Source organism: Pseudomonas sp. 20-5 (assembly GCF_056782835.1).
Genome location: NZ_CM165584.1, coordinates 4,000,301 through 4,027,001, shown reverse-complemented (window position 1 = coordinate 4,027,001; position 26,701 = coordinate 4,000,301). Strand labels below are relative to the sequence as shown.

General features: G+C 66.9%; 23 protein-coding genes. 15 read left to right on the top strand and 8 right to left on the bottom strand.

Annotated features, from left to right (window positions below; genetic code table 11):
* Window positions 1–114 precede the first annotated feature (114 nt).
* Complete coding sequence (locus tag AC1RB9_RS18490) at window positions 115–1,008, top strand: LysR family transcriptional regulator (RefSeq protein WP_003162994.1); 894 nt, start codon at window positions 115–117, stop codon at window positions 1,006–1,008.
* 3 nt (window positions 1,009–1,011) lie between these two features.
* Here AC1RB9_RS18490 and bdlA read toward each other — a convergent pair whose 3' ends face one another.
* Entirely contained in the window at window positions 1,012–2,265 is a 1,254-nt protein-coding gene (gene bdlA, locus AC1RB9_RS18485; protein WP_073670453.1) for a biofilm dispersion protein BdlA, read from the bottom strand.
* Between the two features lie 294 nt (window positions 2,266–2,559).
* On the opposite strand from bdlA, the gene AC1RB9_RS18480 reads away from it, so the two are divergent.
* On the top strand, window positions 2,560–3,171 hold the full coding sequence (locus tag AC1RB9_RS18480) for a tRNA-uridine aminocarboxypropyltransferase (RefSeq protein WP_003082973.1): 612 nt from the start codon (window positions 2,560–2,562) through the stop codon (window positions 3,169–3,171).
* Here the strand turns inward: AC1RB9_RS18480 and AC1RB9_RS18475 are convergent.
* Complete coding sequence (locus AC1RB9_RS18475) at window positions 3,129–3,464, bottom strand: hypothetical protein (protein WP_003112431.1); 336 nt, start codon at window positions 3,462–3,464, stop codon at window positions 3,129–3,131. The two genes, AC1RB9_RS18480 and AC1RB9_RS18475, sit on opposite strands and share 43 nt — an antisense overlap.
* Window positions 3,465–3,660: 196 nt before the next feature.
* Here AC1RB9_RS18475 and AC1RB9_RS18470 point away from each other — a divergent pair, with 196 nt between their 5' ends.
* Window positions 3,661–5,277, top strand: a complete 1,617-nt coding sequence (locus tag AC1RB9_RS18470; protein WP_003100462.1) for an ATP-binding cassette domain-containing protein — start codon at window positions 3,661–3,663, stop codon at window positions 5,275–5,277.
* Here AC1RB9_RS18470 and AC1RB9_RS18465 read toward each other — a convergent pair.
* Window positions 5,243–6,832, bottom strand: coding sequence for a hypothetical protein (locus AC1RB9_RS18465; protein WP_003162990.1), 1,590 nt, complete (start codon window positions 6,830–6,832; stop codon window positions 5,243–5,245). The genes AC1RB9_RS18470 and AC1RB9_RS18465 overlap by 35 nt on opposite strands.
* 259 nt (window positions 6,833–7,091) lie before the next feature.
* On the opposite strand from AC1RB9_RS18465, the gene AC1RB9_RS18460 reads away from it, so the two are divergent.
* The 3 genes from AC1RB9_RS18460 (at window position 7,092) to lasR (ending at window position 11,567) form a co-directional block, all read left to right on the top strand.
* Window positions 7,092–7,523: an acetyltransferase gene (locus tag AC1RB9_RS18460; protein WP_003082981.1), complete on the top strand. Its 432-nt coding sequence runs from the start codon at window positions 7,092–7,094 to the stop codon at window positions 7,521–7,523.
* 165 nt (window positions 7,524–7,688) lie between these two features.
* Window positions 7,689–10,397 (top strand): cation-transporting P-type ATPase, encoded by a 2,709-nt coding sequence (locus AC1RB9_RS18455; RefSeq protein ID WP_003449740.1) that lies wholly within the window; start codon window positions 7,689–7,691, stop codon window positions 10,395–10,397.
* A gap of 450 nt (window positions 10,398–10,847) precedes the next feature.
* A complete protein-coding gene (lasR, locus tag AC1RB9_RS18450; RefSeq protein WP_003082999.1) occupies window positions 10,848–11,567 on the top strand; it encodes a transcriptional regulator LasR in 720 nt (239 codons plus the stop codon).
* On the opposite strand, the gene rsaL is transcribed toward lasR, so the two are convergent.
* Complete coding sequence (rsaL, locus tag AC1RB9_RS18445) at window positions 11,557–11,799, bottom strand: quorum-sensing transcriptional regulator RsaL (protein WP_003083010.1); 243 nt, start codon at window positions 11,797–11,799, stop codon at window positions 11,557–11,559. The genes lasR and rsaL overlap by 11 nt on opposite strands.
* A 131-nt stretch (window positions 11,800–11,930) precedes the next feature.
* Between rsaL and lasI the strand changes: the two genes are divergently transcribed.
* Window positions 11,931–12,536 carry an acyl-homoserine-lactone synthase LasI gene (gene lasI / locus AC1RB9_RS18440; protein WP_003083017.1) on the top strand — a complete coding sequence of 202 codons (606 nt, stop codon included), beginning with the start codon at window positions 11,931–11,933 and terminating at the stop codon, window positions 12,534–12,536.
* Window positions 12,537–12,642: 106 nt separating this feature from the next.
* On the opposite strand, the gene lapD is transcribed toward lasI, so the two are convergent.
* Both lapD and lapG read right to left on the bottom strand, forming a co-directional pair.
* Window positions 12,643–14,595: a cyclic di-GMP receptor LapD gene (gene lapD / locus AC1RB9_RS18435; protein ID WP_003122949.1), complete on the bottom strand. Its 1,953-nt coding sequence runs from the start codon at window positions 14,593–14,595 to the stop codon at window positions 12,643–12,645.
* Window positions 14,596–15,309 (bottom strand): cysteine protease LapG, encoded by a 714-nt coding sequence (gene lapG, locus AC1RB9_RS18430; protein ID WP_003083022.1) that lies wholly within the window; start codon window positions 15,307–15,309, stop codon window positions 14,596–14,598.
* Between the two features lie 180 nt (window positions 15,310–15,489).
* Here lapG and mexM point away from each other — a divergent pair, with 180 nt between their 5' ends.
* The 4 genes from mexM (at window position 15,490) to AC1RB9_RS18410 (ending at window position 21,970) form a co-directional block, all read left to right on the top strand.
* Window positions 15,490–16,647 carry a multidrug efflux RND transporter periplasmic adaptor subunit MexM gene (gene mexM / locus AC1RB9_RS18425; protein WP_003162988.1) on the top strand — a complete coding sequence of 386 codons (1,158 nt, stop codon included), beginning with the start codon at window positions 15,490–15,492 and terminating at the stop codon, window positions 16,645–16,647.
* Window positions 16,644–19,754 (top strand): multidrug efflux RND transporter permease subunit MexN, encoded by a 3,111-nt coding sequence (gene mexN, locus AC1RB9_RS18420; protein ID WP_003162987.1) that lies wholly within the window; start codon window positions 16,644–16,646, stop codon window positions 19,752–19,754. Before mexM ends, mexN begins: the two co-directional genes overlap by 4 nt.
* Window positions 19,755–19,857: 103 nt before the next feature.
* Window positions 19,858–20,547 carry a heavy metal response regulator transcription factor gene (locus AC1RB9_RS18415; RefSeq protein WP_003083028.1) on the top strand — a complete coding sequence of 230 codons (690 nt, stop codon included), beginning with the start codon at window positions 19,858–19,860 and terminating at the stop codon, window positions 20,545–20,547.
* On the top strand, window positions 20,525–21,970 hold the full coding sequence (locus AC1RB9_RS18410) for a sensor histidine kinase (protein ID WP_003083034.1): 1,446 nt from the start codon (window positions 20,525–20,527) through the stop codon (window positions 21,968–21,970). Before AC1RB9_RS18415 ends, AC1RB9_RS18410 begins: the two co-directional genes overlap by 23 nt.
* An 8-nt stretch (window positions 21,971–21,978) precedes the next feature.
* On the opposite strand, the gene AC1RB9_RS18405 is transcribed toward AC1RB9_RS18410, so the two are convergent.
* Entirely contained in the window at window positions 21,979–22,386 is a 408-nt protein-coding gene (locus AC1RB9_RS18405; RefSeq protein ID WP_003087079.1) for a YbaN family protein, read from the bottom strand.
* Between the two features lie 11 nt (window positions 22,387–22,397).
* Window positions 22,398–22,985 carry a UPF0149 family protein gene (locus tag AC1RB9_RS18400; RefSeq protein WP_003083037.1) on the bottom strand — a complete coding sequence of 196 codons (588 nt, stop codon included), beginning with the start codon at window positions 22,983–22,985 and terminating at the stop codon, window positions 22,398–22,400.
* A 187-nt stretch (window positions 22,986–23,172) separates the two neighbouring features.
* Between AC1RB9_RS18400 and AC1RB9_RS18395 the strand changes: the two genes are divergently transcribed.
* From AC1RB9_RS18395 to fliN, 4 genes are all read left to right on the top strand, one after another.
* Window positions 23,173–24,456, top strand: coding sequence for a flagellar hook-length control protein FliK (locus AC1RB9_RS18395; protein WP_023116657.1), 1,284 nt, complete (start codon window positions 23,173–23,175; stop codon window positions 24,454–24,456).
* A gap of 243 nt (window positions 24,457–24,699) precedes the next feature.
* Entirely contained in the window at window positions 24,700–25,221 is a 522-nt protein-coding gene (gene fliL, locus AC1RB9_RS18390) for a flagellar basal body-associated protein FliL (protein WP_003083042.1), read from the top strand.
* Window positions 25,222–25,228: 7 nt separating this feature from the next.
* Window positions 25,229–26,200 (top strand): flagellar motor switch protein FliM, encoded by a 972-nt coding sequence (fliM, locus tag AC1RB9_RS18385; RefSeq protein WP_003083045.1) that lies wholly within the window; start codon window positions 25,229–25,231, stop codon window positions 26,198–26,200.
* 27 nt (window positions 26,201–26,227) lie between these two features.
* A complete protein-coding gene (gene fliN, locus AC1RB9_RS18380) occupies window positions 26,228–26,701 on the top strand; it encodes a flagellar motor switch protein FliN (protein ID WP_003083049.1) in 474 nt (157 codons plus the stop codon).

The following is a 26,701-nucleotide window of genomic DNA, read 5'->3' as shown; positions in this document are numbered from 1 at the left end:
AGTTCAGAGATTTCTAAACTAACGGCGAAGCGGCTAGACTTCGCCGCCGAGCCCGGACGGCGGCCTTTGCCTCGGCCTGCTGTCCGAAATCCTCGCCCGCAAACCGGAGTCGCCGTGTCCAACGCCTTGCCCGACCTGCGCCTGTTGCGCATCTTCGCCGCGGTGGTGCGCCACCAGGGCTTCGCCGCCGCCCAGCAGGAGTTGAACCTGTCGACCTCGGCGATCAGCACCTACATGAGCCAACTGGAGAACCAGCTCGGCATCGTGCTCTGCCACCGTGGCCGCGGTGGCTTCAGCCTGACCAGCAAGGGCGAGCTGTTCCACCAGGAAACCTTGCGCATCCTCGGCGAACTGGAAGGCTTCGAACGCTACGCTCTGGCGTTGAAGGGCGAGCTGCGCGGCACCCTGAACCTCGGCGTGCTCGATTCCACGGTAAGCGACCCGGCGCTGCCGCTGGCCGAGGTGATCGGCGCCTTCAGCTGCGAACACCCGGCGGTTCACCTGCACCTGCTGGTGCAGAGCCCCTACGAACTGCAACTGAGCGTGCTGGAGAACCGCCAGGACCTGGCTATCGGCGCCTTTTCCAGTCGCATGAACGGACTGGTCTACCAGCCGCTGTACCGCGAACAGCACTGGCTGTACTGCAGCGACCGGCATCCGCTGTTCGACGGGCGGAGAATTTCCGCCGATCTGATCACCCAGCAACGCATGGTCGGCCGCGGCTACTGGAGCCAGGCCGAGCTGGCCCGGCACGGATTCAAGCACAGCGCGGGAACGGTGGAGAGCATGGAGGCGCAACTGATCCTGATCCTTTCCGGCGGCTACATCGGTTACCTGCCGGAGCACTACGCCCACCCGTGGGTCGAGCAGGGGCGCCTGCGCGCCCTGCTGCCGGCGACCTTCGGCTACCAGGCGCCATTCTCCCTGATCCTCCGTCGCGGCCGCTCGCGCGAGCCGCTGATCCAGGCCTTCCGCGACCAGTTGCGGACGCAGATGAGCCTGGCCTGAGCCCTAGAGATCGGCGTTGAGGGTGCGCGAGAATTGCTGCACCGCTTCTACCACCTTGTGCGTGCTCTCGCGGATGCCGAGGATCGCCGCGCCGGCCTCGTTGGCCAGCTCCACGCCGCGCCGCGCCTGTTCCTGGCTGTGCTGCATGTCGTCGATGACGCTGCGGGTGCCGGTCTGGATGCGACCGATCATGTCGGCGATCTCCTTGGTCGACTTGCTGGTGCGTTCCGCCAGTTGCCGCACCTCGTCGGCCACCACGGCGAAGCCGCGACCCTGGTCGCCGGCGCGGGCGGCCTCGATGGCGGCATTGAGGGCGAGCAGGTTGGTCTGCTCGGCGATCTCGCGGATGGTGTTGACGATCGAGGTGATCTGTTGCGAGTGCTGTGACAGTTCGCCGATGTTCAGCGAGGAAGCATCCAGGGTATTCGCGATCTTGAGCATTTCCTCCACCGCGCTCTGGATGATCAGCGCGCCGTGTTCGGCGACGGTGCGGGTCTCGGTGGACAGGGTGTGGGCCTGGTGGGCGTTGTCCGCCTCGGCCTGGTAGCGGCGCATGCGGTCGCTGACGTCGCTGGCGAACTTGACCACCTTGAACAGCTTGCCGTCGGCGTCGTAGACCGGGTTGTAGCTGGCTTCCAGCCAGACCGGCTGGCCGTTGCGGTGGACCCGGCGGAACTGCCCGGTAACGTACTCGCCGCGGTTCAGGCGGCGCCAGAGGTCGGCGTACTGCGGGCCGTCGCGGTAGCCCGGTTCGCAGAACTGACGGTGGTTGGCGCTGGCCAGCTCGGCTCGGCCATAGCCCATGGTGGCGAGGAAGTTGTCGTTGGCCGCGAGGACATTGCCGTCGAGGTCGAACTCGATCATCGCCATCGAGCGGGACAGGGCATCCAGCTTGCTCTGCATCTCGTGTTCCTGGTGGACGATGGCATCGATGTCGCTGGCGTACTTGACCACCTTGAGCAGTCGACCCTGCCCGTCGCGTACGGGGTTGTAGGTGGCTTCCAGCCAGAGTGGCCGGCCCTCGCGGGTAATGCGCTTGCAGCGGCCGGAAAAGTGTTCGCCGCGCCGCAGGCGTTCCCAGAAGCGCCGGTAGTCTTCCGATTGCGCGTAGGCGCCGTCGCAAAGCTGGCGATGCGGTTTGCCGAGGATCTCGTCGCGGCGGTAGCCCAGCAGGGTCAGGAAATTCTCATTGGCATCGGTGATATTGCCGTCCGGATCGAACTCCACGCGCGCCATGGAGCGGTCCAGGGCCGCCATGTGCAGGCGCTCGGCGGCGAGTTGCTGTTGCAAGTCGGCGTTCATCTGTCGGTACTTGCGAGTGAACATGAGAAAAATCCTTGGATAGAGAGAGGGGCTCATCCCTGTCTTCGGCGCCGATGGGCGGGAGTTGAGAGGGTGGGACGATTGTATTTTTTCATCGAACGACAAAAATTCGTCGTTATTCTTAATGGGTGAAACAAATTACCGCCATTCGTCGGAAATATGACGTTTTGCGAGTGAGAGGAAGCCCCTCCGCCTGTGGCACACTGGGCCCCTTCCAGGAGTCGTCCCATGCCACGTATCCGCTGCGAGCGTTGCGCTCGCCCCGCCAGCCATTGCCTCTGCGCGCTGATTCCCTCCTTGCCGTCGCGTACGCGGGTGCTGGTCCTGCAGCACCCCAGCGAGGTCGGGCACGCGTTGAATACCGCAGGATTGGCCGTCCTCGGCTTGTGCAATGCGGAGCTGCGGGTTGGCGAGCGTTTCGCCGAGGAGACCTGGCGGGTACCGGGCTACCGGGCCTGCCTGCTGTTTCCCGGCGAGCAGGCGCGTGCGCTGGCAGAGATGGCCGCCGAGGCCGCCGGCGAGCCCCTCCTGCTGGTGGTGCCGGACGGCACCTGGCGCAAGGCGCGCAAGCTCCTGCACCTGAACCCGGCCCTGGCGGCCTTGCCGCGGGTGAGCCTGGCCGAAGGCATGGCGTCGCGTTATCGCCTGCGCAAGGCGCCGGGAGAGGGCGCGCTGTCGACCATCGAAGCAATCGCCGCGGCGCTCGACGAACTGGAGGCGCCGCGTACCCACGAAGCCTTGCTGAAACCCTTCGATGCCCTGATCGAGGGGCAGATCGCGGCGATGGGCGAGGACACCTATCGGCGCAACCATCTCAGCCAGGAGCGCCGCCGCCGATAGCGGTCGAGCAGTTCCGGGATTGCCGTTTCGCGCCAGAACTCCGGGCTGACCATGCCGCTGGACATGCCGCCGTGGGCGTGGCGCGCGAGGTAGATCAAGGCATCGTATTCCAGCGAATGGCCGCTGAGGCGCTCGAAGGTCTCGCCGAGCAGGTGTTCCAGGGCCGCTGCGGAAGCCGGCCAGGACGCGTCCGCCAGTTGCCCGGCCATTTCCTGCCAGAGGTAGGGGTCGCCACGGCCGCCCCAGCGCGAGGGTTCCTGTTCGAAGAGTTCGGAGATGCGCGGTCTGGCCATGTCGGTCGGTCGTGTCTGTCGGAAACGAAAAGTATGCCCGATTGGCAGGGCCGCATGGGCGGAGTAGACTGCCGCGGTCTTTCCTTCCGTACGAGGTGTTCGTCCGATGCGCAATTGATGCTGCCGTGTCCGCACGGCCGGTTTTCCGTCCCTGGCCCGAGGGCCCGGGGGAATGCATGGCATCAAGGGGGTATCCATGACGAAGACGTCGACCCTGACGCTCGATGGCGTCTCTTTCCAGCTGCCGGACGGCAGCCTTCTGTTTTCCGATCTCGACGAAACCTTCGACACCCGGCACACCGGGCTGGTGGGACGCAACGGCGTAGGCAAGTCGCTGCTCGCGCGCCTGCTCGCCGGACACTTGCAGCCGTCCAGCGGCAGCGTCCGGCGCCAGGGGCGCGTGCGCTACCTGGCGCAGCAGCTCGAACCGGCCGACTACCCGACCGTCGCCGATCTGGCCGGCGTCCGCCCATGGCTGGAGGCGCTGGCGCGGATCGAGGCGGGTAGCCTCGACGCCGCCGACTACGAATGCCTGGGCGAGCGCTGGGACATCCGCCAACGCCTGGCCGACGCCCTGGCCGCCGAGGGGCTCGGCCATCTCCGCGCGGACACCCCGAGCGAACGCCTGAGCGGCGGCGAATGCATGCGCGTAGCGCTGCTCGGCGCATTCCTCGACGACGCCGACTTTCTCATCCTCGACGAACCGAGCAACCCTCTCGACGGGCCGGCACGCGCTTTGCTGCGGGCGCGGCTGGCGGCATGGGACGGCGGCCTGCTGCTGGTCAGCCATGACCGCGAACTGCTGGAGGGCATGCAGCGGATCGTCGAGCTGTCGACCCTCGGCCTGCGCAGCTATGGCGGTGGCTATTCCTTCTACGCGCAGAGCCGGGAGGAGGCGCGCGAGGCCGCCGAACGTCGCCTGGACCAGCGTCGTCTGGAGCGCAAGCGGCAGACCCTGGCCATGCGCGAACAGCAGCAGCGCCAGGAGCGGCGCCAGGCCAGCGGCCGGCGCGAAGGCAAGACGGCGAACCAGGCGAAGATCCTGCTCGGTGGGTTCAGGGAACGTAGCGAGGTCAGCGCCGGCAAGCTGCGCAACGCCCACCAGGCGGAGCGCGAGCGTCTCGACCGCGAGGTGCGCGAGGCTGCCCGGGAGGTCGAGGAGGCGTCGCCGCTGCTGCTCGATTCGCCCGATGCCGAACTGGCGGCACAGCGCCGGATCGTCGAGTTGAAGGGCGCGGTCCTGCCGCATCTGCGCGGGCCGTTGCGCGAAATCGACCTGCTCCTGAGCGGTCCGCGACGGCTGGCACTGGTCGGCCCGAACGGCAGCGGCAAGTCGACCCTGCTGCGGCTGCTGGCCGGGCAACGGGCGCCGCTGGCGGGGACCTGCGCGGTGACGGTGGGCGCCGCCTATCTCGACCAGCGGCTGAGCGTGCTGGACCACGGGCGAGGCGTGCTGGAGCAGTTGCTGGAGGTCAATCGCAGTCGCGGCGAAAGCTGGCTGCGCACGCGCCTGGCGCAACTCGGTTTGCCGGCTGAACGGCTCGCCCAGCCGTGCGCGACGCTGAGCGGAGGCGAACGCCTGAAGGCGGCCCTGGCCCTGGTGCTCTACGCCGACCGGCCGGCGCAGCTGCTACTGCTCGACGAACCGGACAACCACCTCGACCTGGCTGCGCGGCAGGCCCTGGAAAGCATGCTCGGGCAATACCGTGGGGCCTTGCTGGTGGTGTCCCACGACCCGGTGTTTCTCCGCCACCTGGCGCTGGACGGCGAACTGCGGGCTACTGCCGCGGGTTGGCGCCTGGAGGACCGATGAGCTGGCCATCCGCCGCGACCTGCAGGAGGCTGACTCCGCCGTGGCTGAAACCGATGGCGAGGAGTTTGTCGCTGACTGCCAGGCACAGCGGTATGGCGTCTGCCGTGCGGTAGCGCCAGCGACATTCGCCGCTGGCGAGGTCGCGTACCTCGACCTGACCATCGACCAGCGCCAGTGCGATCCATTGTCCGCCGGGCAACGGCGCGAAGGCGCTGACCTGGGCGGACAGGGTCGCGCCCCAGAGCGTGCCGCGGCTCTCCAGGTCGTAGCAGGTCAGGCGCTGGGTACCGTAGGCGTGATGCGGCGAGTTGTAGACCTTGGCGTTGAGCAGCAGGCGATTGCCCAGCAGGCAGCCGTGCAGGTTGTTGAAGTGCTCCGGGTGGCGCTCCAGGCGTAGCACTTCGCGGGTCTTGAAGGTCTGCGGGTCGAGGCGGAACAGGCCCTTGTCCTGGTGCTGCTCCGGCGGATTGCCGGCCAGGTAGAAGAAGGCTTCGCCACGGTCGATGCGCAGATGGTGGTTGAACAGGTCGTAGTGTCCGAGACGGCGCCTGTGGACGATCCGGCCGGCCGGGTCGAGCACGAGGTCTTCCAGGTCTTTGCCCTCGAGGGCGATCTGGCGGGCGAGAAAACCGCCTTGGGCGGATTGCGCCAGCAGATGGCGGCAGTCGCTCAGGAGCAGCGGTTGTCCCGGTGTCAGCGGCACCTTGAACAGTCGCTGGGCGGCATACCCGAGTTGCAGATTGACCAGCAGGCTGTCGTCCGTGGCGTTATGGAAGACCTGCAGGCACTGGCCCCGTTCGGCCAGTTCGAAGCTGCGCAGGCTGTCGTCGGCCAGATTCCAGAGCTCGAGCCGGGGGCTGGCGCGGGCGATGGCCAGGAGTTGGCCGTCGAGAAAGCACAGGTCCCACACCGGTGGACGATGCAGGAACCGCCGATCTTTGCCCAGGGCTAGGTTTTCCAGGATCGGCAGCGCTGCTTCGCGTTGTGTCGAGGCAGGGTAGAGGGCCCAGTCGAAGGGCAGGCGGGTGCCGGGCAGGTCGTCCAGCACCAGTGGGGCGTCGACCGGAAAGGCTAGCGAATGGCGCTGGCGGAACAACGGTCGGTCCTCCAGGTCGTCGCTGGGGGCGACGGTGAAGGCCAGGCGCCGGCCGTCGTCCTCGAAGTCGCAGGCGAGCACTTCGCGGTTGTCGGCGAGCAGCGATTGGGTCTTGCCGCTCGCGTAGTCCCAGGCCAGCAGACCGCCTTCGAAGAAGGCGCCGCCGTCGTAGCGTCCGCCGCCGATCACCAGTACGGGCCGGCTCGGGTGCCAGGCGATGGCGTTGAGCGGAAAGCCCAGGTCCGGCAGGACGGCGATGCATTCGAGGTCGCCGCCGCGGTACAGGCGCAGGCTCTGTTCGTAGACGTCGAGCTGTCGGCCCGGGTGTTGCCCATGAAAGGCGCTGGCCACCGCGAGGAGCGCGCCGCCGGGAGCCTGGAACACGGCGTAGGGCTCGCCGATGTCGGCGAAGGCGCAAGCGGGCAGCCTGCGGCCGGAAGGAAGCGGGGAGTTGGGCATGGGCGATACCGGGAAAGAGAGTCGGGCGCAGTGTCGTTCATTCGTCGTTTCGGGAAAAGCATGGGAAGCGCGGCTGTTCCGACCGGTCGTTTTCTTCTAGGATGGCGCTCCCTTCCTCCCTCGTCGCCGCCGCTGTGCACCGTCCATGCGTTGATTCGCGCCACGGGCATCCAGGCGACGAACCTCAGCGTGGCGCCCGGCCTGGCGGTCGCGGCTGCCTTTCGTTCTACCTGGAATCTTTCGGATAAAGGAATCCAGCATGCACATTCGCAAGCGCGTCGACGCCGACAACACGGCATTGGTCGACCTGTGGGAACGTTCCGTCCGCGCGACCCACGATTTTCTCAGTGAAGCGGACATCGTCGAGCTTTACCCACAGGTCCGCGACCTGTACCTGCCGGCCGTCGAGGTCTGGGTGCTGGTCGACGACGACGGCGTGGCCCAGGGCTTCATTGGCCTGAACCAGGCGCATGTCGAGATGCTCTTCGTCGAACCCGGGCTGCGCGGCCGGGGTATCGGCCGACGCCTGCTCGATCATGCGCGGGCGACCTGGCCGCGCCTGAGCGTCGATGTCAACGAGCAGAACCCGCAGGCCTGCGGTTTCTATCGACACTATGGGTTCCGCCAGACCGGCCGCTCCGCGACCGACTCGGCGGGGCGGCCGTTCCCGCTGCTGCACATGAGCCTCTAGGAGGGCGCGGCACCTCGCCACGTGGGGCGAGGTGCCGCGCAACATCCGGAAAAGTTTTCCCCGGCCAGATGCTTTCAACTGCAAGCATCCGTTTGAGACAGGTCAAACGTTGCGGCGCAGGCCTGCCCGATAGTTCTGTTCATCAGAACGAGGCGCAGGAATCCCATGAACGGCATCCCACCCCTGTCTTCCCGCGACGCCCATGCCAGCCCGCCGCAACGGGTGCTGGAACGATTGCACAGCTCCGCCGCCGGCCTGGACGCGGACGAGGCCGCCCGCCGCCTGGCGGCGCACGGCTACAACCGGTTGCCCGCGCCGAAACGCCAGGGGCCGCTGCTGCGCTTGCTGCGGCAGTTCCACAACGTCCTGCTGTACATGATGCTGTTCGCCTCGCTGGTCACCGCGCTGCTCGGCTTCTGGGTGGACAGTGCGGTAATCCTCCTGGCGGTGGTGGTCAACGCGCTGATCGGTTTCGTCCAGGAGGGCAAGGCGGCCAACGCGTTGGACGCCATCCGCGACATGCTTTCGCTGCATGCCCTGGTCCTGCGCGACGGCCAGCGCCAGGCGCTGGACGCTGAACGCCTGGTACCGGGCGACGTGGTGCTGCTGGCCTCCGGCGACCGGGTGCCGGCCGACCTGCGGCTGTTCGAAACGAAGAACTTCCATGTCGACGAGTCGGCCCTGACCGGTGAGTCGGTGCCGGTGGAGAAGGGCTGCGTCGCGGTGGCCATCGACGCGCTGCTCGGCGACCGCCGTTGCATGGCCTATTCCGGCACCCTGGTGACCAGCGGCCAGGCGCGCGGAGTGGTGGTCGCCACCGCCGGGGATACCGAACTGGGCCGGATCGGTACGCTGTTGCGCGAAGTCCGCACCCTGGCCACTCCGCTGCTGCGACAGATCGCCAGCTTCAGTCGCTGGCTGGCCCTGGCGATCCTGCTGCTGGCCGGCGCCACTTTCGTCCTCGGCACCCTCTGGCAGGGCCAGCCGATGGTGGACATGTTCATGCTGGTGGTGGCGCTGACCGCCTCGGCGATTCCCGAGGGACTGCCGGCGATCATGACGGTGATCCTCGCCCTCGGCGTACAGCGCATGGCCCGGCGCAACGCCATCGTCAGCCGCCTGCCGGCGGTGGAGACGCTGGGTTCGGTGACGGTGATCTGCTCGGACAAGACCGGCACCCTGACCCGCAACGAGATGACCGTGCAGCGTATCGTCACCGCCGACCAGGTAATCGAGGTCAGCGGCGCCGGTTACGCCCCGCTGGGTGGTTTCAGCCACAACGGCGAAGGCCTCGATCCCGCCGGACGCGACGATCTGCAGGAGATCGGTCGCGCGGCGCTGTTGTGCAACGAGGCGCGCCTGCACCAGGAGGGCGAGGCATGGCAACTGGAGGGCGACCCCACCGAAGGCGCGCTGCTCAGCCTCGGCCTCAAGCTGGGCCTCGATCCGCAGGCGCTGGCGGCGGAACGGCCACGCAGCGATGCGATTCCGTTCGAGTCCGAGCATCGCTTCATGGCCACCCTGCACCACGACCACGCAGGCCAGGCGATGGTCTACCTGAAGGGCGCGCCGGAGCGCATCCTCGACATGTGCGAGGCTGAACGGGTGGGCGACTCGGTGCGGCCGCTGGACCCGGACTACTGGCGGCGCCTGGCCACCGACACCGCCGCTCGCGGCCTGCGCCTGCTGGCCATCGCCCGACGGGCGATGCCGGCGGAGCAGCGCACGCTGGATTTCGCCGACGTGGAACATGGCTTCACCCTGCTGGCCCTGGTGGGCATCATCGACCCTCCGCGCGAGGAAGCCGTGGCCGCGGTCGCCGAATGCCAGGTGGCGGGTATCGCGGTGAAGATGATCACCGGCGACCACGTCGACACCGCGCGGGCGATCGGCGCCATGCTCGGGATCGGCATCGACCGGCCGGCGCTGACCGGCGCGGAGATCGAGTTGCTCGACGACCAGCGCCTGCGCGAAGTGCTGCCGGGCGTCGATGTGTTCGCCCGCGCCAGCCCTGAGCACAAGCTGCGCCTGGTGCAGGCCCTGCAGGCCAGCGGCGAGGTGGTGGCGATGACCGGCGACGGGGTCAACGATGCGCCGGCGCTGAAGCGCGCCGACGTCGGCGTAGCGATGGGCAACAAGGGCACCGAGGCGGCCAAGGAGGCGGCCGAGGTGGTCCTCGCCGACGACAATTTCGCCACCATCGCCAATGCCGTGCGCGAGGGAAGGGCGGTCTACGACAACCTGAAGAAATTCATCCTCTTCATGCTGCCGACCAACGGTGGCGAGGCGCTGATCGTGATCGCCGCGATCCTGTTCCAGTTGACCCTGCCGATGACGCCGGCGCAGATCCTCTGGATCAACATGGTCACCTCCAGCACCCTGGGCCTGGCGCTGGCCTTCGATCCGGCCGAGCGCGGCCTGATGCAGCGTCCGCCGCGTCCGCCGGCGGAGCCCCTGTTGTCGCTGTTCTTCGTCTGGCGGGTGCTGCTGGTCTCGCTGCTGATGATGGCGGGCGCCCTGGGCCTGTTCCTCTGGGAGCTGGAGCATGGCACCGGGCTGGAGAGCGCGCGGACCATGGCGGTGAACAGCGTGGTGGTGTGCGAGATGTTCTACCTGCTCAACAGCCGGCATATCTACGATTCGGTGCTCAGCCGCGAGGGCCTGTTCGGCAACCGCCAGGTCTTGCTGGCGATCGCCGCCTGCGTGGTGCTGCAACTGCTCTATACCTACGCGCCGCCGTTGCAGGCGCTGTTCGGCTCGGTCGGCCTGGCCCCGGGCGAGTGGGCGCGGGTGCTGCTGGCCGGGCTCGGCCTGTTCTGCGTCGCCGAACTGGAAAAGTGGCTATGTCGCCGGGTCCGTGCCCGGCAGGCCTGACGCCGCGAGGTCGCCCCCTTGGCCGCGGCGCTGTGCCTTTGCGCGTGCGCCGCGCACAGACGTCTGCGCCTCGGATCGCCCGGCCGAGAGCGGTCGCACGCGTGGCGATGGGCCGACAGTGAACCCGGGGACCAGGTGTGACTGGGTATTCAGTTCGCATAAAATGTGATCTAGATCACATTTAAACGTTTGCTTACCCTCTAGGACGGGTATCGTACTAGGTGCATCAAACGCTGCGGTCTATTGTTAAGTGGGACTGAAATGTGCCTTTCCGGCACAACGCCAACTCTATAGAGTGGGCTGACTGGACATCTTCAGGGGTCGTCGGGCACGGGCGCATGCGCCTCGGCAGGAAGCCGGGATTCTCGGACTGCCGTACAACGTGCCGGATATCGGGTGCCGAATCCATATTTGGCTGATTGGTTAATAGTTTAAGAAGAACGTAGCGCTATGGCCTTGGTTGACGGTTTTCTTGAGCTGGAACGCTCAAGTGGAAAATTGGAGTGGAGCGCCATCCTGCAGAAGATGGCGAGCGACCTTGGATTCTCGAAGATCCTGTTCGGCCTGTTGCCTAAGGACAGCCAGGACTACGAGAACGCCTTCATCGTCGGCAACTACCCGGCCGCCTGGCGCGAGCATTACGACCGGGCTGGCTACGCGCGGGTCGACCCGACGGTCAGTCACTGTACCCAGAGCGTACTGCCGATTTTCTGGGAACCGTCCATCTACCAGACGCGAAAGCAGCACGAGTTCTTCGAGGAAGCCTCGGCCGCCGGCCTGGTGTATGGGCTGACCATGCCGCTGCATGGTGCTCGCGGCGAACTCGGCGCGCTGAGCCTCAGCGTGGAAGCGGAAAACCGGGCCGAGGCCAACCGTTTCATGGAGTCGGTCCTGCCGACCCTGTGGATGCTCAAGGACTACGCACTGCAGAGCGGTGCCGGACTGGCCTTCGAACATCCGGTCAGCAAACCGGTGGTTCTGACCAGCCGGGAGAAGGAAGTGTTGCAGTGGTGCGCCATCGGCAAGACCAGTTGGGAGATATCGGTTATCTGCAACTGCTCGGAAGCCAATGTGAACTTCCATATGGGAAATATTCGGCGGAAGTTCGGTGTGACCTCCCGCCGCGTAGCGGCCATTATGGCCGTTAATTTGGGTCTTATTACTCTCTGATCTTGCCTCTCAGGTCGGCGAGCTGGCGATCGGTAATTTGCCCTTCTATATAGAAATGCAAAAGCAGATATATAGGGAAGGGCAGGTTCTCGCCATTCTCGAAACGACTGCCGCAGGATTGGCTTATCCCGAAGCGGCTCCAGAAAGTTTCCTGGCTTTCCCGTCGGGCGGTGCGGGTGGCCTTTGCCCGGAAGGCCATGTTTTGGGGCTGTGTTCTCTCGTGTGAAGCCATTGCTCTGATCTTTTCGGACGTTTCTTCGAGCCTAGCAAGGGTCCGGGTTCACCGAAATCTATCTCATTTGCTAGTTATAAAATTATGAAATTTGCATAAATTCTTCAGCTTCCTATTTGGAGGAAGTGAAGATGATCGTACAAATTGGTCGGCGCGAAGAGTTCGATAAAAAACTGCTGGGCGAGATGCACAAGTTGCGTGCTCAAGTGTTCAAGGAGCGCAAAGGCTGGGACGTTAGTGTCATCGACGAGATGGAAATCGATGGTTATGACGCACTCAGTCCTTATTACATGTTGATCCAGGAAGATACTCCTGAAGCCCAGGTTTTCGGTTGCTGGCGAATTCTCGATACCACTGGCCCCTACATGCTGAAGAACACCTTCCCGGAGCTTCTGCACGGCAAGGAAGCGCCTTGCTCGCCGCACATCTGGGAACTCAGCCGTTTCGCCATCAACTCTGGACAGAAAGGCTCGCTGGGCTTTTCCGACTGTACGCTGGAGGCGATGCGCGCGCTGGCCCGCTACAGCCTGCAGAACGACATCCAGACGCTGGTGACGGTAACCACCGTAGGCGTGGAGAAGATGATGATCCGTGCCGGCCTGGACGTATCGCGCTTCGGTCCGCACCTGAAGATCGGCATCGAGCGCGCGGTGGCCTTGCGCATCGAACTCAATGCCAAGACCCAGATCGCGCTTTACGGGGGAGTGCTGGTGGAACAGCGACTGGCGGTTTCATGACGGGGACCTGTCGGCTCGCGCCGGCGCGTTCTCTGTCGGAGAGGGAGCGCCTGGCGTCGATGCCGAATCCGCTGTAAAGCGAGTCCGACCCGCTCCGGACTCGCTATCAGGCATCCCCGGACCAGGGCGCCGGGCTGCCGAACAGGCGTCCCATGGCGCCACGCAAACCCATTTCCCGCAGTACTTCGAGTTCACCGAGGGTTTCCACCTGTTCCGCGATCAACGGTAGATCGATGCTGTGGGTGGTGCGATAGACCGCTTCGATGAACAACCGCTTGTCGCCTTCCCGGTCGACGGCGTGCAGGTAGCAGCCGTCCAGCTTGAGGTAGGCCAACCCCAGATGGGTAAGGTTGCCGATCAGGCTGAAGCGGCCGCCGAAATGCTGCAGGCCGAGACCGCAGCCCAGTTCGCGCAGGACCTGGCTGAGGCGTTCCAGTTCGGCCGCGGCTGGCAGGTGCCGCTCGTCCAGTTCCAGGGTCAGCTGGCGCGCCTCCTGCGGATGCGCCTTGAGCAGGGCCAGTAGCGGGGCAAACGTCTGCGCATTGCGGACACTGGCGGCCGACAGGCTCAGCGCCAGCGGCCGTGGATGGCGCCGCAGGTGCTCCAGGCTCTGTTCGAGCATCGCCAGGTCCAGGCGCGCGGCCCAGCCGAAACGTTCTATCCAGGGCAGGAAGCGCCCGGCGGCGATGGCCGTGGCCTGCGGGTCGAGCAGACGCGCGAGGACCTTGTGGTGGAGGACGCGCTGGGTGTCCAGGCAGTCCACCACCGGCTGGAAATAGAGCAGCAGGCGGCGCTCCGTCAGGGCCTGGTCGATCCAGTCGTGCCAGTCCTGGCTATCGTTGAGCGCCGCGAGCGCGGTGCCGTCCTGGCTCGCCCAGGGCTGGGCGGGCTGGCTTTCGGCCTGGGCCAGGGCCTGGTCGGCACGGGCCAGGAGATCCGCGGGCGAGTCGCCTTCGGCGAACGCGCTGATACCGAGATAGGCGACCGGCGTGAGATCGCTGGCACCGGTGCGAGCAAGGTTCTCCAGGCCTTCGCAGAGTTCCTCGGCCAGGCGTTCGGCCTGCTCGCGGGAGCAACCGGGAGCCAGCACGGCGAACTCGCCGCCGCGGCTGCGGGCCAGCAGCCAGTCGGTGCGCCCTTGCTGGCCGCAGGAGTCGACCAGCAAGCGGGCGACCGCCTGGATCAATTCATCCGTGCGTTGCCCGCCGAGACGCTGGTTGAGCCCGTTCAGGTCGTTCAGGCGCAGCAGCAGGAGCTGCCCGGCATGCTCGTGCTCGCCGGCACCCAGCTGTTCGTTGAGGCGGGCGTCGAACAGGCGCCGGTTGGGCAGGCCGGTGAGACTGTCCTGGTAGGCCTGGGCGCGTAGCTTGTCGCTACGCGCGGCCTCCTCGGCGAACAGCGTGCGAAGTTTCTCCACCATCTGGTTCATCGCCTGCACCACGCGGCGCAGCTCCGGCGTGCGCGGCAGCCTGGGCAGGCTGAGGAATTCCCGCCGGCTGATGGCATGGGCCTGGCGCACCATCTGGTCGAGCGGGCGCAGTTGGCGGCGCAGCAGCCAGCCGCCAAGCAGCAGGCTCGCCGCGCCGCAGGCCAGCAACCAGTAGAGGCTGCCCAGGGCGCTGTCCCACAGGCGCGCCAGGGCGAATTGCGGATGGCTGACCACCTCGACCCGCGCCGCCTGTTCCCAGCCGCGCATGATCAGCGCGTCGCCACCCTGGGGCTGGAGATCCACCAGGCGTTCGAACCAGCCGGGCACCGTACGCTCGGCATGCGCCTGCACGCGCTCGACCAGCGGCTTGCCGCTCTTGATGTCGATCACCCGGATGCTGGCGAAGTAGCCGCTGTCGAAGATCGAGCTGACCATCAGTTGCACCATCGCCGGGTCGTCCACGTGTGGCGTCAGGGACAGGCCGAGGGCGGTGGCGGCGTCCTGGGCGTGGGAGCGCAACTGGCCGCGCAACTGCTCGCGGGAGTTCTCCACGCTGCTGACGAAGCTGCCGCTGAAGGCGACGACGAGGAACAGGCAGATGGCGAGGAACAATTGCTTGAGCAGTGACATTCAATCCTCCTTGGGTGCGTCGAGGTCGAGGCCTTCGGCGCGCATCTTGGTCAGCAGGTCCTGCCAGCGCGACAGCTTCTTGCTGTCGCCGGTCCGGCGTCCGCCGTCGGCGCCGGGCAGCCAGAGGCCCTCGGCATTGAAGGCGTACACCGGCAACAGGTCGTCACGTTGCGAAGCGGGGCGGATCTCGCCGATCAGGTTGTCCAGCACCAGTGGGTCGGCGCCCGGGCTGGCGTACCAGGTCAGCACCATGTGCGCCTGGTTCAGGCGCAGGGCCTTGACGTAGGTGATGCGCAGCTTGTCGCTGGCGACGCCTAGGCGACGCAGGGTCACGTACTTGGCGATGGCGTAGTCCTCGCAGTCGGCGGCGCCCTTGACCAGCGCCTCGACCGGAGTCGCCCAATAGTCTTCCTGTTGCCAGATCTCGATGTCGTCGGTGAAACGCAGCGACCGGTTGAAGAAGTCGTTGACCGCGCGCAGCTTGGCCGCTTCGTCGAGCGTGCCGCCCTGTTCGAGCAGGCGGCCCCAGTCGCCCAGGCGTGATTTCGCCGCGCCCAGCTCGCCGTAGCGCTGCTCGGCACGGCTCAGTATCGACTCCAGGTCCCACTGCGCCAGCGCCGCGCCGACTGCCAGCAGCAATGTCGCCGCCAGCGACAGCAGCCAGGGGGCGTAGGCCCTGGGGCAGGGCCGGCGTGCGCCGGGGGTTGGGGACATCGAGCGGGCTCCGGAAGGACTCAGCGAAGTCTACGAGAGCGCCGGGCGGCCTGCCAGCGCGGGGTGTCCGGCGAAACTGACAGGATTGTCATTCAGGGGTCAGGGTGGGGTCCCGCTGCGCTGCTTATAAAGAAGAACGAAGTCGGCCGCGCGAGGCCGGCCACTGGGAAAGGTGGACAGATGCAGGCGTTGCGCAGTGGTGGGGGACGGGTCCTGGTGGGCATGCTGGCGGCGGGCCTGGTCGCCTTCGGCGGTTGGGCATGGCTCGGCGGCGACGCCGGGGCGAAGGCGGCGCCCGCGCCGGCCAGGGTCCCGGTGAACGTGGCGCGGGTGGAGCGGCGCGACGTCGAGCAACAGGTCAGCGGCATCGGCACGGTGACTTCGTTGCACAACGTGGTGATCCGCACCCAGATCGACGGCCAGTTGACCCGCCTGCTGGTGAGCGAAGGGCAGATGGTCGAGGCGGGCGAGTTGCTGGCGACCATCGATGACCGCGCCGTCGTCGCCGCGCTGGAGCAGGCGCAGGCCTCCAGGGCGAGCAACCAGGCCCAGCTGAAATCCGCCGAGCAGGACCTGCAACGCTACCGCAGCCTGTATGCCGAGCGTGCGGTGTCACGCCAACTGCTGGACCAGCAGCAGGCGACGGTCGACCAGTTGCGCGCGACCCTGAAGGCCAACGATGCCACCATCAACGCCGAGCGGGTGCGCCTGTCCTACACCCGGATCACCTCGCCGGTATCCGGCAAGGTCGGTATCCGCAACGTCGATGTCGGCAACCTGGTGCGGGTCGGCGACAGTCTCGGCCTGTTCAGCGTGACCCAGATCGCACCGATCTCCGTAGTCTTCTCCCTGCAACAGGAACAGTTGTCCCAGTTGCAGGCGCTGCTCGGCGGCGAGGCGGCGGTGCGCGCCTACAGCCGCGACGGCGGGAGCGCGCTGGGCGAGGGCCGGTTGCTGACCATCGACAACCAGATCGACAGTTCCACCGGTACCATCCGCGTGCGCGCCTCCTTCGATAACCGCCAGGCCCGGCTCTGGCCCGGGCAGTTCGTCGCGGTGAGCCTGCACACCGGGGTCCGGCGCGACCAGTTGGTGCTGTCGAGCAAGGCGGTGCGCCGCGGCCTGGAGGGTAATTTCGTCTACCGGGTCGCCGCCGATCGGGTCGAGGCGGTGCCAGTGCGGGTGCTCCAGGACATCGACGGCCTCAGTGTGGTGGAAGGCCTGGCCAGCGGTGACCAGGTGGTGGTGGACGGCCACTCGCGGCTGATGCCCGGCGCCCTGGTCGATATCCAGGAGCCGCGCCCGAGCCTGGCTCAGGCGGCGGAGCGGCAGCCGTGACGCCGCGCGCCGGGATTTCCGGCTGGTGCGTACGGCACCCGATCGCCACCGCGCTGCTGACCCTGGCCTCGCTGCTGCTGGGGCTGCTGGCGTTCCTCCGGCTCGGTGTGGCGCCGTTGCCGGAGGCGGACTTCCCGACCATCCAGATCAACGCCTTGCTGCCCGGCGGTAGCCCGGAAACCATGGCCTCGTCGGTGGCCACCCCCTTGGAAGTGCAGTTCAGCGCGATTCCCGGGATCACCGAGATGACTTCCAGCAGCGCCCTGGGCACCACCACCCTGACCCTGCAGTTCAGCCTCGACAAGAGCATCGACGTCGCCGCCCAGGAGGTCCAGGCGGCGATCAACGCCGCGGCCGGGCGGCTGCCGGTGGACATGCCGAACCTGCCGACCTGGCGCAAGGTCAACCCGGCGGACAGCCCGATCATGATCCTGCGGGTCAACTCGGAGATGATGCCGCTGATCGAACTCAGCGATTACGCCGAGACCATCCTCGCCCGCCAGCTCAGCCAGGTGAACGGCGTGGGGCAGATCTTCGTGGTCGGCCAGCAGCGCCCGGCGATCCGCATCCAGGCCCAGCCGGAAAAGCTCGCCGCCTACCAGCTGACCCTGGCCGACCTGCGCCAGTCGTTGCAGTCGGCCAGCGTCAACCTGGCCAAGGGCGCGCTCTACGGCGAGGGGCGGGTGTCGACCCTCGCGGCCAACGACCAGTTGTTCAACGCCAGCGACTATGACGACCTGGTGGTCGCCTACCGCCAGGGCGCGCCGGTGTTCCTCAAGGACGTGGCGCGGATCGTCTCGGCGCCCGAGGACGACTACGTGCAGGCCTGGCCGAACGGTGTGCCCGGGGTGGCACTCGTGATCCTCCGCCAGCCTGGGGCGAACATCGTCGATACCGCCGACGCGATCCAGGCCGCATTGCCGCGCCTGCGCGAGATGCTCCCGGCGACCATCGAGGTAGACGTGCTCAACGATCGCACCCGGACCATCCGCTCGTCGCTGCACGAGGTCGAACTGACCCTGCTGCTGACCATTGGCCTGGTGGTGCTGGTGATGGGCCTGTTCCTCCGCCAGCTGTCGGCGACCCTGATCGTCGCCACGGTGCTGGCGGTGTCCCTGAGCGCCAGCTTCGCGGCGATGTACGTGCTCGGCTTCACCCTCAACAACCTGACCCTGGTGGCGCTGATCATCGCCGTCGGCTTCATCGTCGACGACGCCATCGTGGTCGTGGAGAACATCCACCGACACCTGGAAGCGGGCGCCTCGAAGGTCGAGGCGGCGCTCAAGGGCGCGGCGGAGATCGGCTTTACCGTGATTTCCATCAGCTTCTCGCTGATCGCCGCGTTCATTCCCCTGCTGTTCATGGGCGGGATCGTCGGCCGGCTGTTCCGCGAATTCGCGGTCAGCGTGACGGTGGCGATCCTGATCTCGGTGCTCGCTTCGCTGACCCTGGCGCCGATGCTGGCTTCGCGCTTCATGCCGGCATTGCGGCATGCCGACGCGCCGAGAAAGGGCTTCGCCGAATGGCTGACCGGCGGATACGAGCGCGGCCTGCGCTGGGCGCTCGGGCACCAGCGGCTGATGCTGGTCGGCTTCGCCTTTACCGTGCTGGTGGCGGTGGCCGGCTACGTCGGGATTCCCAAGGGTTTCTTCCCCTTGCAGGACACCGCCTTCGTCTTCGGCACGAGCCAGGCTGCCGAGGATATCTCCTACGACGACATGGTCGCCAAGCACCGGCAACTGGCCGAGATCATCGCCAGCGACCCGGCGGTGCAGAGCTACAACCATGCGGTGGGCGTCACCGGCGGTAGCCAGAGCCTGGCCAACGGGCGTTTCTGGATCGTCCTCAAGGACCGTGGCGAGCGCGATGTCTCGGTCGGCGAGTTCATCGACCGGCTGCGCCCGCAACTGGCCAAGGTGCCGGGAATCATGCTCTACCTGCGCGCGGCGCAGGACATCAACCTCAGTTCCGGACCCTCGCGGACCCAGTACCAGTACGCCCTGCGCAGCAGCGACAGCACCCAGCTGGCGCTCTGGGCGCAACGCCTCACCGAGCGCCTGAAGCAGGTGCCGGGGCTGATGGATGTGTCCAACGACCTGCAGGTCGGCGCCAGCGTCACCGCGCTGGACATCGACCGGGTGGCCGCGGCGCGTTTCGGCCTCAGCGCCGAGGATGTCAGCCAGACCCTCTACGACGCCTTCGGCCAGCGCCAGGTCGGCGAGTACCAGACCGAGGTCAACCAGTACAAGGTGGTCCTCGAACTCGATGCGCGCCAGCGCGGCCGCGCGGAAAGCCTGGACTGGTTCTACCTGCGCTCGCCGCTGAGCGGCGAGATGGTCCCGCTGTCGGCCATCGCCAAGGTCGCGGCGCCGCGCTCCGGGCCGCTGCAGATCAACCACAACGGCATGTTCCCGGCGGTCAACCTGTCCTTCAACCTGGCTGCCGGGGTGTCCCTCGGCGAGGCGGTGCAGGCGGTGCAGCGCGCCCAGGAGGAGATCGGCATGCCCTCGACCATTATCGGCGTGTTCCAGGGCGCGGCGCAGGCCTTCCAGAGCTCGCTGGCCTCGCAACCGCTGCTGATCCTCGCCGCGCTGATCGCGGTGTACATCATCCTCGGCGTGCTCTACGAGAGTTTCGTACATCCGCTGACGATCCTTTCGACCCTGCCCTCGGCGGGGATCGGCGCGGTGTTCCTGCTCTGGGCCTGGGGCCAGGACTTCTCGATCATGGCGCTGATCGGCATCGTGCTGCTGATCGGTATCGTCAAGAAGAACGGCATCCTCATGGTCGACTTCGCCATCGTCGCCCAGCGCGAGCAGGGCATGAGCGCGGAGCAGGCGATCTACCAGGCCTGCCTGACCCGTTTCCGGCCGATCATGATGACCACCCTGGCCGCGCTGCTGGGCGCGATACCCCTGATGATCGGCTTCGGCACCGGTTCCGAGCTGCGCCAGCCTCTGGGCATCGCGGTGGTCGGCGGGCTGCTGGTGAGCCAGGTGTTGACCCTGTTCAGCACGCCGGTGGTATACCTGGCCCTGGAGCGGCTGTTCCACCGGCGCGGGGCGACGACCTCGGACGGCGGAACCGCTGGGGCGACGGCGACATGAGGCGTAACGGACGCGGCTTTCCTGGACGGCGGCGCGTGGCTAGGATGCAGGCAGGCATGCGTCCCGCCCGGGATGCGAAGGCGAACAGAGGATCGGGCGATAGATGCGGGTACTGATTGTCGAGGACGAGGCGAAGACGGCGGACTACCTGAACCGTGGCCTCAGCGAACAGGGGTTCACCGTGGACCTGGCGGACAACGGCATCGACGGTCGCCACCTGGCGCTCCATGGCGAGTACGACGTGATCGTGCTCGACGTGATGCTGCCGGGCGTCGACGGCTACGGCGTTCTGCGGGCGTTGCGCGAGCGGCGGCAGACCCCGGTGATCATGCTCACCGCGCGCGAGCGCGTGGAAGACCGGGTGCGCGGGCTGCGCGAGGGCGCCGACGACTACCTGATCAAGCCGTTCTCCTTCCTCGAACTGGTCGCCCGCCTGCAGGCCCTGACCCGGCGCGGCGGCAACCATGAAAGCCATTCGCAGATGCGCATCGCCGACCTGTCCATCGACCTGCTCAGCCGCAAGGTCTTCCGTGGCAACACCCGTCTGGAGCTGACTGCCAAGGAGTACGCGCTGCTCTGCGTGCTGGCCCAGCGCAGCGGCGAGATCCTGTCGAAGACGGCGATCGCCGAACTGGTCTGGGACATCAACTTCGATACCGACACCAATGTCGTGGAGGTGGCGATCAAGCGCCTGCGCGCCAAGCTCGACGGTCCGTTCGAGAACAAGCTGCTGCATACCATCCGGGGCATGGGCTACGTCCTGGAGAACCGTGCGCTGGCGGAGTCGGGCTGAGGTGGGCATGTCCTTGTCGACCCGCCTGGCGGGAATGTTCGCCGGCGCCGCGGTGGTGATCTTCGCCCTCATCGGCACCATGCTCTATTGCATCCTCGACCGCCAGACCGAGCGCCTGCAGCAGGGCGAGGTGGACGTGCGCTTCAACATGGTCTCGCGGATGCTCGACCATCCCGACCTGGCCGAGCGCTGGCCGCACCTGCAGGGCAAGCTGGACAACCTGAGCCAGGAGTACGAGCTGATTCGTTTCTGGATCGACAGCGACGACCCGCGCTATCACTACGGGCGCTTCAGCGAACCGGTGCAGCGGCTGATCGCCGATGGCGCCGGCCGCTACGAACTGGAGTTGCCGGAGCACCGGTACGCGCTGACCGCGCGGGTCGGCGTGTTGCCGGCGCGCGAGGGGCGGCCGCGGCTGACCTACGTCACCGCCATCGACAGCGCGGCGTTCCATGAGGCGCGGACCTCCACCCTGAAATGGCTGCTCGGCCTGTCCGCCCTCGGTGTGCTGCTGGCCTCGTTGCTTGGCCACTGGATCGCCCGCCTGGGCCTGTGGCCGGTGCATCGGCTGTCCGAGGAGGCCCGGCGGATCAGCCCGCGGCAGTTGTCGCAGCGCTTGCAGCTCTCGCCGCTGCCGGCCGAGCTGCGCGAGCTGGTGGGAGCGTTCAACGGCGCCCTGGACCGCCTGGAGCAGGCCTACGTGCGCCTGGAGTCGTTCAATGCCGACGTCGCCCACGAGCTGCGCACGCCATTGACCAACCTGATCGGCCAGACCCAGGTGGCGTTGTCCCGCGAACGCAGCGGCGAACATTACGAAGAGGTCCTGCAATCCAACCTGGAGGAGCTGGAGCGGCTGCGGGCGATCGTCAACGACATGCTGTTCCTCGCCCGCGCCGACCAGGGACGCCTGGCCTGCGAGCGCGAGGAAACCTCGCTGGCCGGCGAGATCGCCACCACGGTGGATTTCCTCGAGGTGATCTTCGACGAGGCCGGGGTCGGTATCGAGGTGCGCGGCGAGGCCCGCGCGCTGGTCGAGCGCGCCCTGTTCCAGCGGGCGGTGACCAACCTGCTGTACAACGCCGCCCAGCACACCGCCGCCGGCGGCACGCTGCGGGTCGGCGTCGAGCGGCGCGGCGACGAAGTGCGGGTGGCGGTGAGCAACCCCGGCGTGCCGATCGCCGACGAGCACCGCAGGCACCTGTTCGAACGCTTCTATCGGGTCGACGCGGCGCGCAGCAACAGCGAGGCCAACCACGGCCTCGGCCTGTCCATCGTCAAGGCGGTGGCGAGCATGCACGGCGGTTCGGTGTTCGTCGACAGCGCGGACGGCTGGAACACCTTCGGCTTCACCGTGCTGAGCCCCGAGCGGCGCGGGCCCGGCGACCGCTTGCCGCTGGGCGAGGGCGATCCGGCGCTGTCCTGAGCGGGCCATCAGGCGTCGTGCGGCGGGCGGGTCTTCTGGCGGAGGATATAGATGCTGACCAGTACCGCGCTGGTCAGCATGAAGCCCTGGGCCCAGGGGCGTCGGACCAGGTAGCAGGAAAGGGCGATGCTGGCCCACATCAGGCCGATGGCGTAGACCTTGCCCTTGAGCGGGATGCCTTCGCCGTCGAGATAGTCGCGGATCCACGGGCCGAGCCGTGGATGGCCGACCAGCCAGTGGTAGAAGCGCGGCGAGCTGCGCATGAAGCAGGCCGCCGCGAGGAGCAGGAAAGGCGTGGTCGGCAGCACCGGCAGGAAGATGCCGATCACGCCCAGGGCTACGCTTAGGAAACCCACGGCCTGGAGGCTATAGCGCACCCAGGCACGAGCGCTCGGGCGAATTTCCCGCTGCGCCACCGCGGCGCTCCTTAGTGCGTGCGCGGCTTGAGCAGGGCGGGCTTTTCTTCCGGCGCCTGGCAGAGCAGGAACAGGTTGGTCAGCAGGTCGGGAATCTGCGCGACCATGTCGTCCACCAGGTGGCGGTCGCGGGCGATCTCGTCGAACTCGGGCTGCTCGTCGAACAGGCCGGAGCCGACCATGATAGGCAGCAGCAGCTCGCTGACTTCCTCCTCGGCCTGCTCGAACCAGACTTCCTCGCGAAGGAACACGCCTTCCATGAAGCCGATGCACCAGCCGCGCAGGTCGGAGTCGTCCGGCTCGTCGCCGAGGTCGAGGTCGCAGGGCAGCTCGAGGTCTTCGTCGCTGGCCAGCACGCGGGTGATGTGCGCCTTGAGCTGCTCGAGGGAAGTCTCGATCTCCTGGCGCTCCTCATCGCTGCGGTAGTGCGGCGGTTCGGCGAACAGGGCGTCGATCCACTCCCGCTCCGGCACCTGCTCCGGGCAGATGGAGAGGGCGGTCAGGTAGCCGTGGGTCGCCACGTAGTCCAGCGCTTCTTCGTGCAGGTCATCGGCATCGAGGAAGGCTTGCAGACGGGACAGTTTTTCGGCGAAGGACATCAGGGTACTACCTCGGGAGGGATGCGGCTCTGGATTGTAGTCCAGACGGGACCTGCGGGCAAAGCGAGCGTGCCTGCTGCGGCGCCCTGGCGAGCGTTTCGCGGACGCTCTCGGCGAAGTTGGCCCGGACCTTGCTCCATCCCTTGCGCAAGCCACGATGCAATCCCTTCGCAAATGGAGAATTCCCATGGCCGTCGCCCCTGGTGTGTTGTTGCCGCCGACGCCTGATGTAAAGCCCAAGGCCGCTGCGCCGAAGAGCCAGCAGAAAACGCCTGAGCCCAGTAACGACAAGACTTCCAGCTTCTCCGACATGTATGCCAAGGAGACCGCGAAGAAGCCCGCCGAGCGCGCCGACGGTCCCGCGAAGGGTTCGCGGGACAAGCCGCGGGACGCCGGCAAGGAGGCTGCCGAGGCGCAGCCGACGGATGCCGCCGGGCAACCGGCCGTTGCCGAAGACGGCAAGCCTTTGCCGGCCGACGGCCAGGCCAAGGCCGACGGCGAAGATAAAGTCGAAACGCCGGTCGATCCGCTGCAACTGCTCGGCCTCGGCGGCGCCGTGCCGATGCTCGACGAGAATACCCAGGCGACTTTGCTGCCGCCGGCCGTGCCGACGGCCAGCAGTGCTCCGGCCAGCCTGACCGAAGCCAGCAGCGACCCGACCCTGGTCAAGCTCAACGGCGTTCCGGCAGTGAACATGGCCCTGGAGCAGGGTGCCCAGGACGCCGCGCAGGCGGCGAAAGGCGGGCCGGCGAAGAGCGCCGATCCGCGCCAGGCGAACCTCGGCGATGCCCTTGCCAGCCTGACTTCCGATTCCTTGCCCAAGGCCGTCGACGGCAAGGCGCTCGAGGCCCAGTTGCAGCAGACCGCCGAGCCGGCCATCGCCAGCGCCGCCTCCGAGAGCCTGCTGGAGAGCAAGGCGGAGCCGCGCGGCGAGCCTTTCGCGGCCAAGCTCAACGGGCTGACCCAGGCCATGGCGCAGCAGGCCCTGACCAACCGTCCGGTGAACGGTACGGTGCCCGGCCAGCCGGTGGCGATACAGCAGAACGGCTGGAGCGAGGCGGTAGTGGACCGGGTGATGTGGATGTCCAGCCAGAACCTGAAGTCGGCGGAGATCCAGCTCGACCCCGCCGAACTGGGACGCCTGGACGTGCGCATCCACATGACCGCCGACCAGACCCAGGTGACCTTCGCCAGTCCCAACGCCGGCGTTCGCGACGCCCTGGAAAGCCAGATGCACCGGCTGCGCGACATGTTCAGCCAGCAGGGCATGAACCAGCTCGACGTGAACGTCTCCGACCAGTCGCTGGCGCGGGGCTGGCAGGGCCAGCAGCAGGGCGAGGGCGGATCGGCGCGCGGACGCGGCTTTGCCGGCGACGCCTCGGGCGATGAGGAAACCCTTGCCGGAGTCAGCGAGATCCGCAGCCGGCCGGGTTCCTCGGCGGCGCGCGGTCTGGTCGACTACTACGCCTGAGGCGAACGACTGCATTTCCCCTTTGGGCCTCCTGCGGGAGGCCTTTCTTTTTCCGGAGCGGGCGATTTCGCAAAAGACGGGGATGATTTCCTGTGGCCAGGCTGTAATATCCGCGCCGTCTATCATCTCGGACAGCCCTCCGGGGCTGGCCCCAGGGGGCGGGGCGGCGTTGCAGAAATGGCATAACCCTTGCTCTGCCCCTGTGAAACCCTTCATTTGACGCTATAGCGACGGATTTTTGGCATGGCTAAGAAAGAGGCGACACCCGCCGACGCGGGGGCTCCGAGCGGCGGCAAGAGCAAGCTGAAGCTGATCCTGCTGATCGTGGTCGGCCTGCTGCTGGCGATCGGCCTGTCGGTGGGCGGCACCTGGTTCTTCCTCAGCAAGTCGCTGAAGGCCGAGAAGACCGAGGAAGTCGCCAGCGAGGCGGCGAAGCCGGGCAAGCAGCCGGCGCTCTACGAGATCCTGGCGCCGGCCTTCGTCGTCAACTTCAACCAGAACGGCCGGCAGCGCTACATGCAGGTCGGCGTCGCGTTGATGGGGCGCGACAAGGCGCAGATGGACGCATTGCGCGAGCACATGCCGCTGGTTCGCAATAAACTGGTGATGCTGTTCTCGAGTCAGAGTTTCGACTCGCTGGTGACGCCGGTGGGCAAGGAAATGCTCCGCCAGCAGGCGACCGCCGGATTGCAGGAACTGGCCAAGAAGGAAACCGGCCAGCTGGCTATCGAACAAGTGTTGTTCACCAATTTCGTGCTGCAGTAGGTATCCCATGGCCGTGCAAGATCTGCTTTCCCAGGATGAAATCGACGCGCTGTTGCACGGCGTCGACGATGGCCTGGTGGAAACCGAAGTCGAGGCGACGCCGGGATCGGTCAAGTCCTATGACCTGACCAGCCAGGACCGCATCGTCCGGGGCCGCATGCCGACCCTGGAGATGATCAACGAGCGTTTCGCCCGCTACACCCGCATCAGCATGTTCAACCTGCTGCGCCGTTCGGCCGACGTCGCGGTCGGCGGCGTGCAGGTGATGAAGTTCGGCGAGTACGTGCACTCGCTGTACGTTCCCACCAGCCTCAACCTGGTGAAGATGAAGCCGCTGCGCGGCACCGCGCTGTTCATCCTCGACGCCAAGCTGGTGTTCAAGCTGGTGGACAACTTCTTCGGCGGCGACGGCCGCCACGCCAAGATCGAGGGCCGCGAGTTCACCCCGACCGAACTGCGGGTGGTGCGGATGGTGCTGGAGCAGGCCTTCGTCGATCTGAAGGAAGCCTGGCAGGCGGTGCTGGAGATGAACTTCGAGTACGTCAACTCGGAGGTCAACCCGGCCATGGCCAACATCGTCAGTCCCAGCGAGGTGGTGGTGGTCTCCACCTTCCACATCGAACTGGACGGCGGTGGCGGCGACCTGCACATCACCATGCCCTATTCGATGATCGAGCCGATCCGCGAGATGCTCGACGCCGGTTTCCAGTCCGACCACGACGACCAGGACGAGCGCTGGATCAAGGCCCTGCGCGAGGACGTGCTGGACGTCCAGGTACCGCTCGGCGCCACCGTGGTCCGCCGCCAGCTCAAGCTGCGCGACATCCTGCACATGCAGCCGGGCGACGTGATCCCGGTGGAGATGCCGGAACACATGGTGATGCGCGCCAACGGCGTGCCCGCCTTCAAGGTCAAGCTGGGCGCCCACAAGGGCAACCTGGCGCTACAGATTCTCGAAGCGGTCGAGCGCTCGCGCTGACCGCTTCCCCCGGAGGAAAGACGAACCATGGCAGACGAAGAAAAAGTGACCACCGAGGAACAGGCACTGGCCGACGAGTGGGCGGCGGCGCTGGCCGAGGCGGGCGACGCCAGCCAGGACGACATCGATGCGCTGATGGCCCAGGGCGGCGCGACCCCCGTGGCGGAGCCGAGCACCCCGCGGGCGCCGATGGAAGAGTTCGGCGCTTCGCCGAAGGCGCCGACCATTTCCGGCCTGGAGGGGCCCAACCTGGATGTGATCCTGGACATCCCGGTGACCATCTCCATGGAAGTCGGGCATACCGACATCAGCATCCGCAACCTGCTGCAGCTGAACCAAGGGTCGGTGATCGAACTCGATCGCCTGGCCGGCGAGCCGCTGGACGTACTGGTCAACGGCACCCTGATCGCCCACGGCGAGGTGGTGGTGGTGAACGAGAAGTTCGGCATCCGCCTGACCGACGTGATCAGTCCCAGCGAACGCATCAAGAAGCTGCGCTGA

Coding starts and splice junctions, on each gene's coding strand:
- fliM (WP_003083045.1), top strand. CDS start 25,229: ATGGCCGTGCAAGATCTGCTTTCCCAGGATGAAATCGACGCGCTGTTG.
- AC1RB9_RS18465 (WP_003162990.1), bottom strand. CDS start 6,832: ATGCCCAACTCCCCGCTTCCTTCCGGCCGCAGGCTGCCCGCTTGCGCC.
- AC1RB9_RS18475 (WP_003112431.1), bottom strand. CDS start 3,464: ATGGCCAGACCGCGCATCTCCGAACTCTTCGAACAGGAACCCTCGCGC.
- fliN (WP_003083049.1), top strand. CDS start 26,228: ATGGCAGACGAAGAAAAAGTGACCACCGAGGAACAGGCACTGGCCGAC.
- mexM (WP_003162988.1), top strand. CDS start 15,490: ATGCAGGCGTTGCGCAGTGGTGGGGGACGGGTCCTGGTGGGCATGCTG.
- lapG (WP_003083022.1), bottom strand. CDS start 15,309: ATGTCCCCAACCCCCGGCGCACGCCGGCCCTGCCCCAGGGCCTACGCC.
- AC1RB9_RS18415 (WP_003083028.1), top strand. CDS start 19,858: ATGCGGGTACTGATTGTCGAGGACGAGGCGAAGACGGCGGACTACCTG.
- AC1RB9_RS18480 (WP_003082973.1), top strand. CDS start 2,560: ATGCCACGTATCCGCTGCGAGCGTTGCGCTCGCCCCGCCAGCCATTGC.
- bdlA (WP_073670453.1), bottom strand. CDS start 2,265: ATGGCGGCCCTGGACCGCTCCATGGCGCGCGTGGAGTTCGATCCGGAC.
- AC1RB9_RS18460 (WP_003082981.1), top strand. CDS start 7,092: ATGCACATTCGCAAGCGCGTCGACGCCGACAACACGGCATTGGTCGAC.
- lasR (WP_003082999.1), top strand. CDS start 10,848: ATGGCCTTGGTTGACGGTTTTCTTGAGCTGGAACGCTCAAGTGGAAAA.
- AC1RB9_RS18455 (WP_003449740.1), top strand. CDS start 7,689: ATGAACGGCATCCCACCCCTGTCTTCCCGCGACGCCCATGCCAGCCCG.
- AC1RB9_RS18395 (WP_023116657.1), top strand. CDS start 23,173: ATGGCCGTCGCCCCTGGTGTGTTGTTGCCGCCGACGCCTGATGTAAAG.
- fliL (WP_003083042.1), top strand. CDS start 24,700: ATGGCTAAGAAAGAGGCGACACCCGCCGACGCGGGGGCTCCGAGCGGC.
- lasI (WP_003083017.1), top strand. CDS start 11,931: ATGATCGTACAAATTGGTCGGCGCGAAGAGTTCGATAAAAAACTGCTG.
- AC1RB9_RS18400 (WP_003083037.1), bottom strand. CDS start 22,985: ATGTCCTTCGCCGAAAAACTGTCCCGTCTGCAAGCCTTCCTCGATGCC.
- AC1RB9_RS18470 (WP_003100462.1), top strand. CDS start 3,661: ATGACGAAGACGTCGACCCTGACGCTCGATGGCGTCTCTTTCCAGCTG.
- rsaL (WP_003083010.1), bottom strand. CDS start 11,799: ATGGCTTCACACGAGAGAACACAGCCCCAAAACATGGCCTTCCGGGCA.
- lapD (WP_003122949.1), bottom strand. CDS start 14,595: ATGTCACTGCTCAAGCAATTGTTCCTCGCCATCTGCCTGTTCCTCGTC.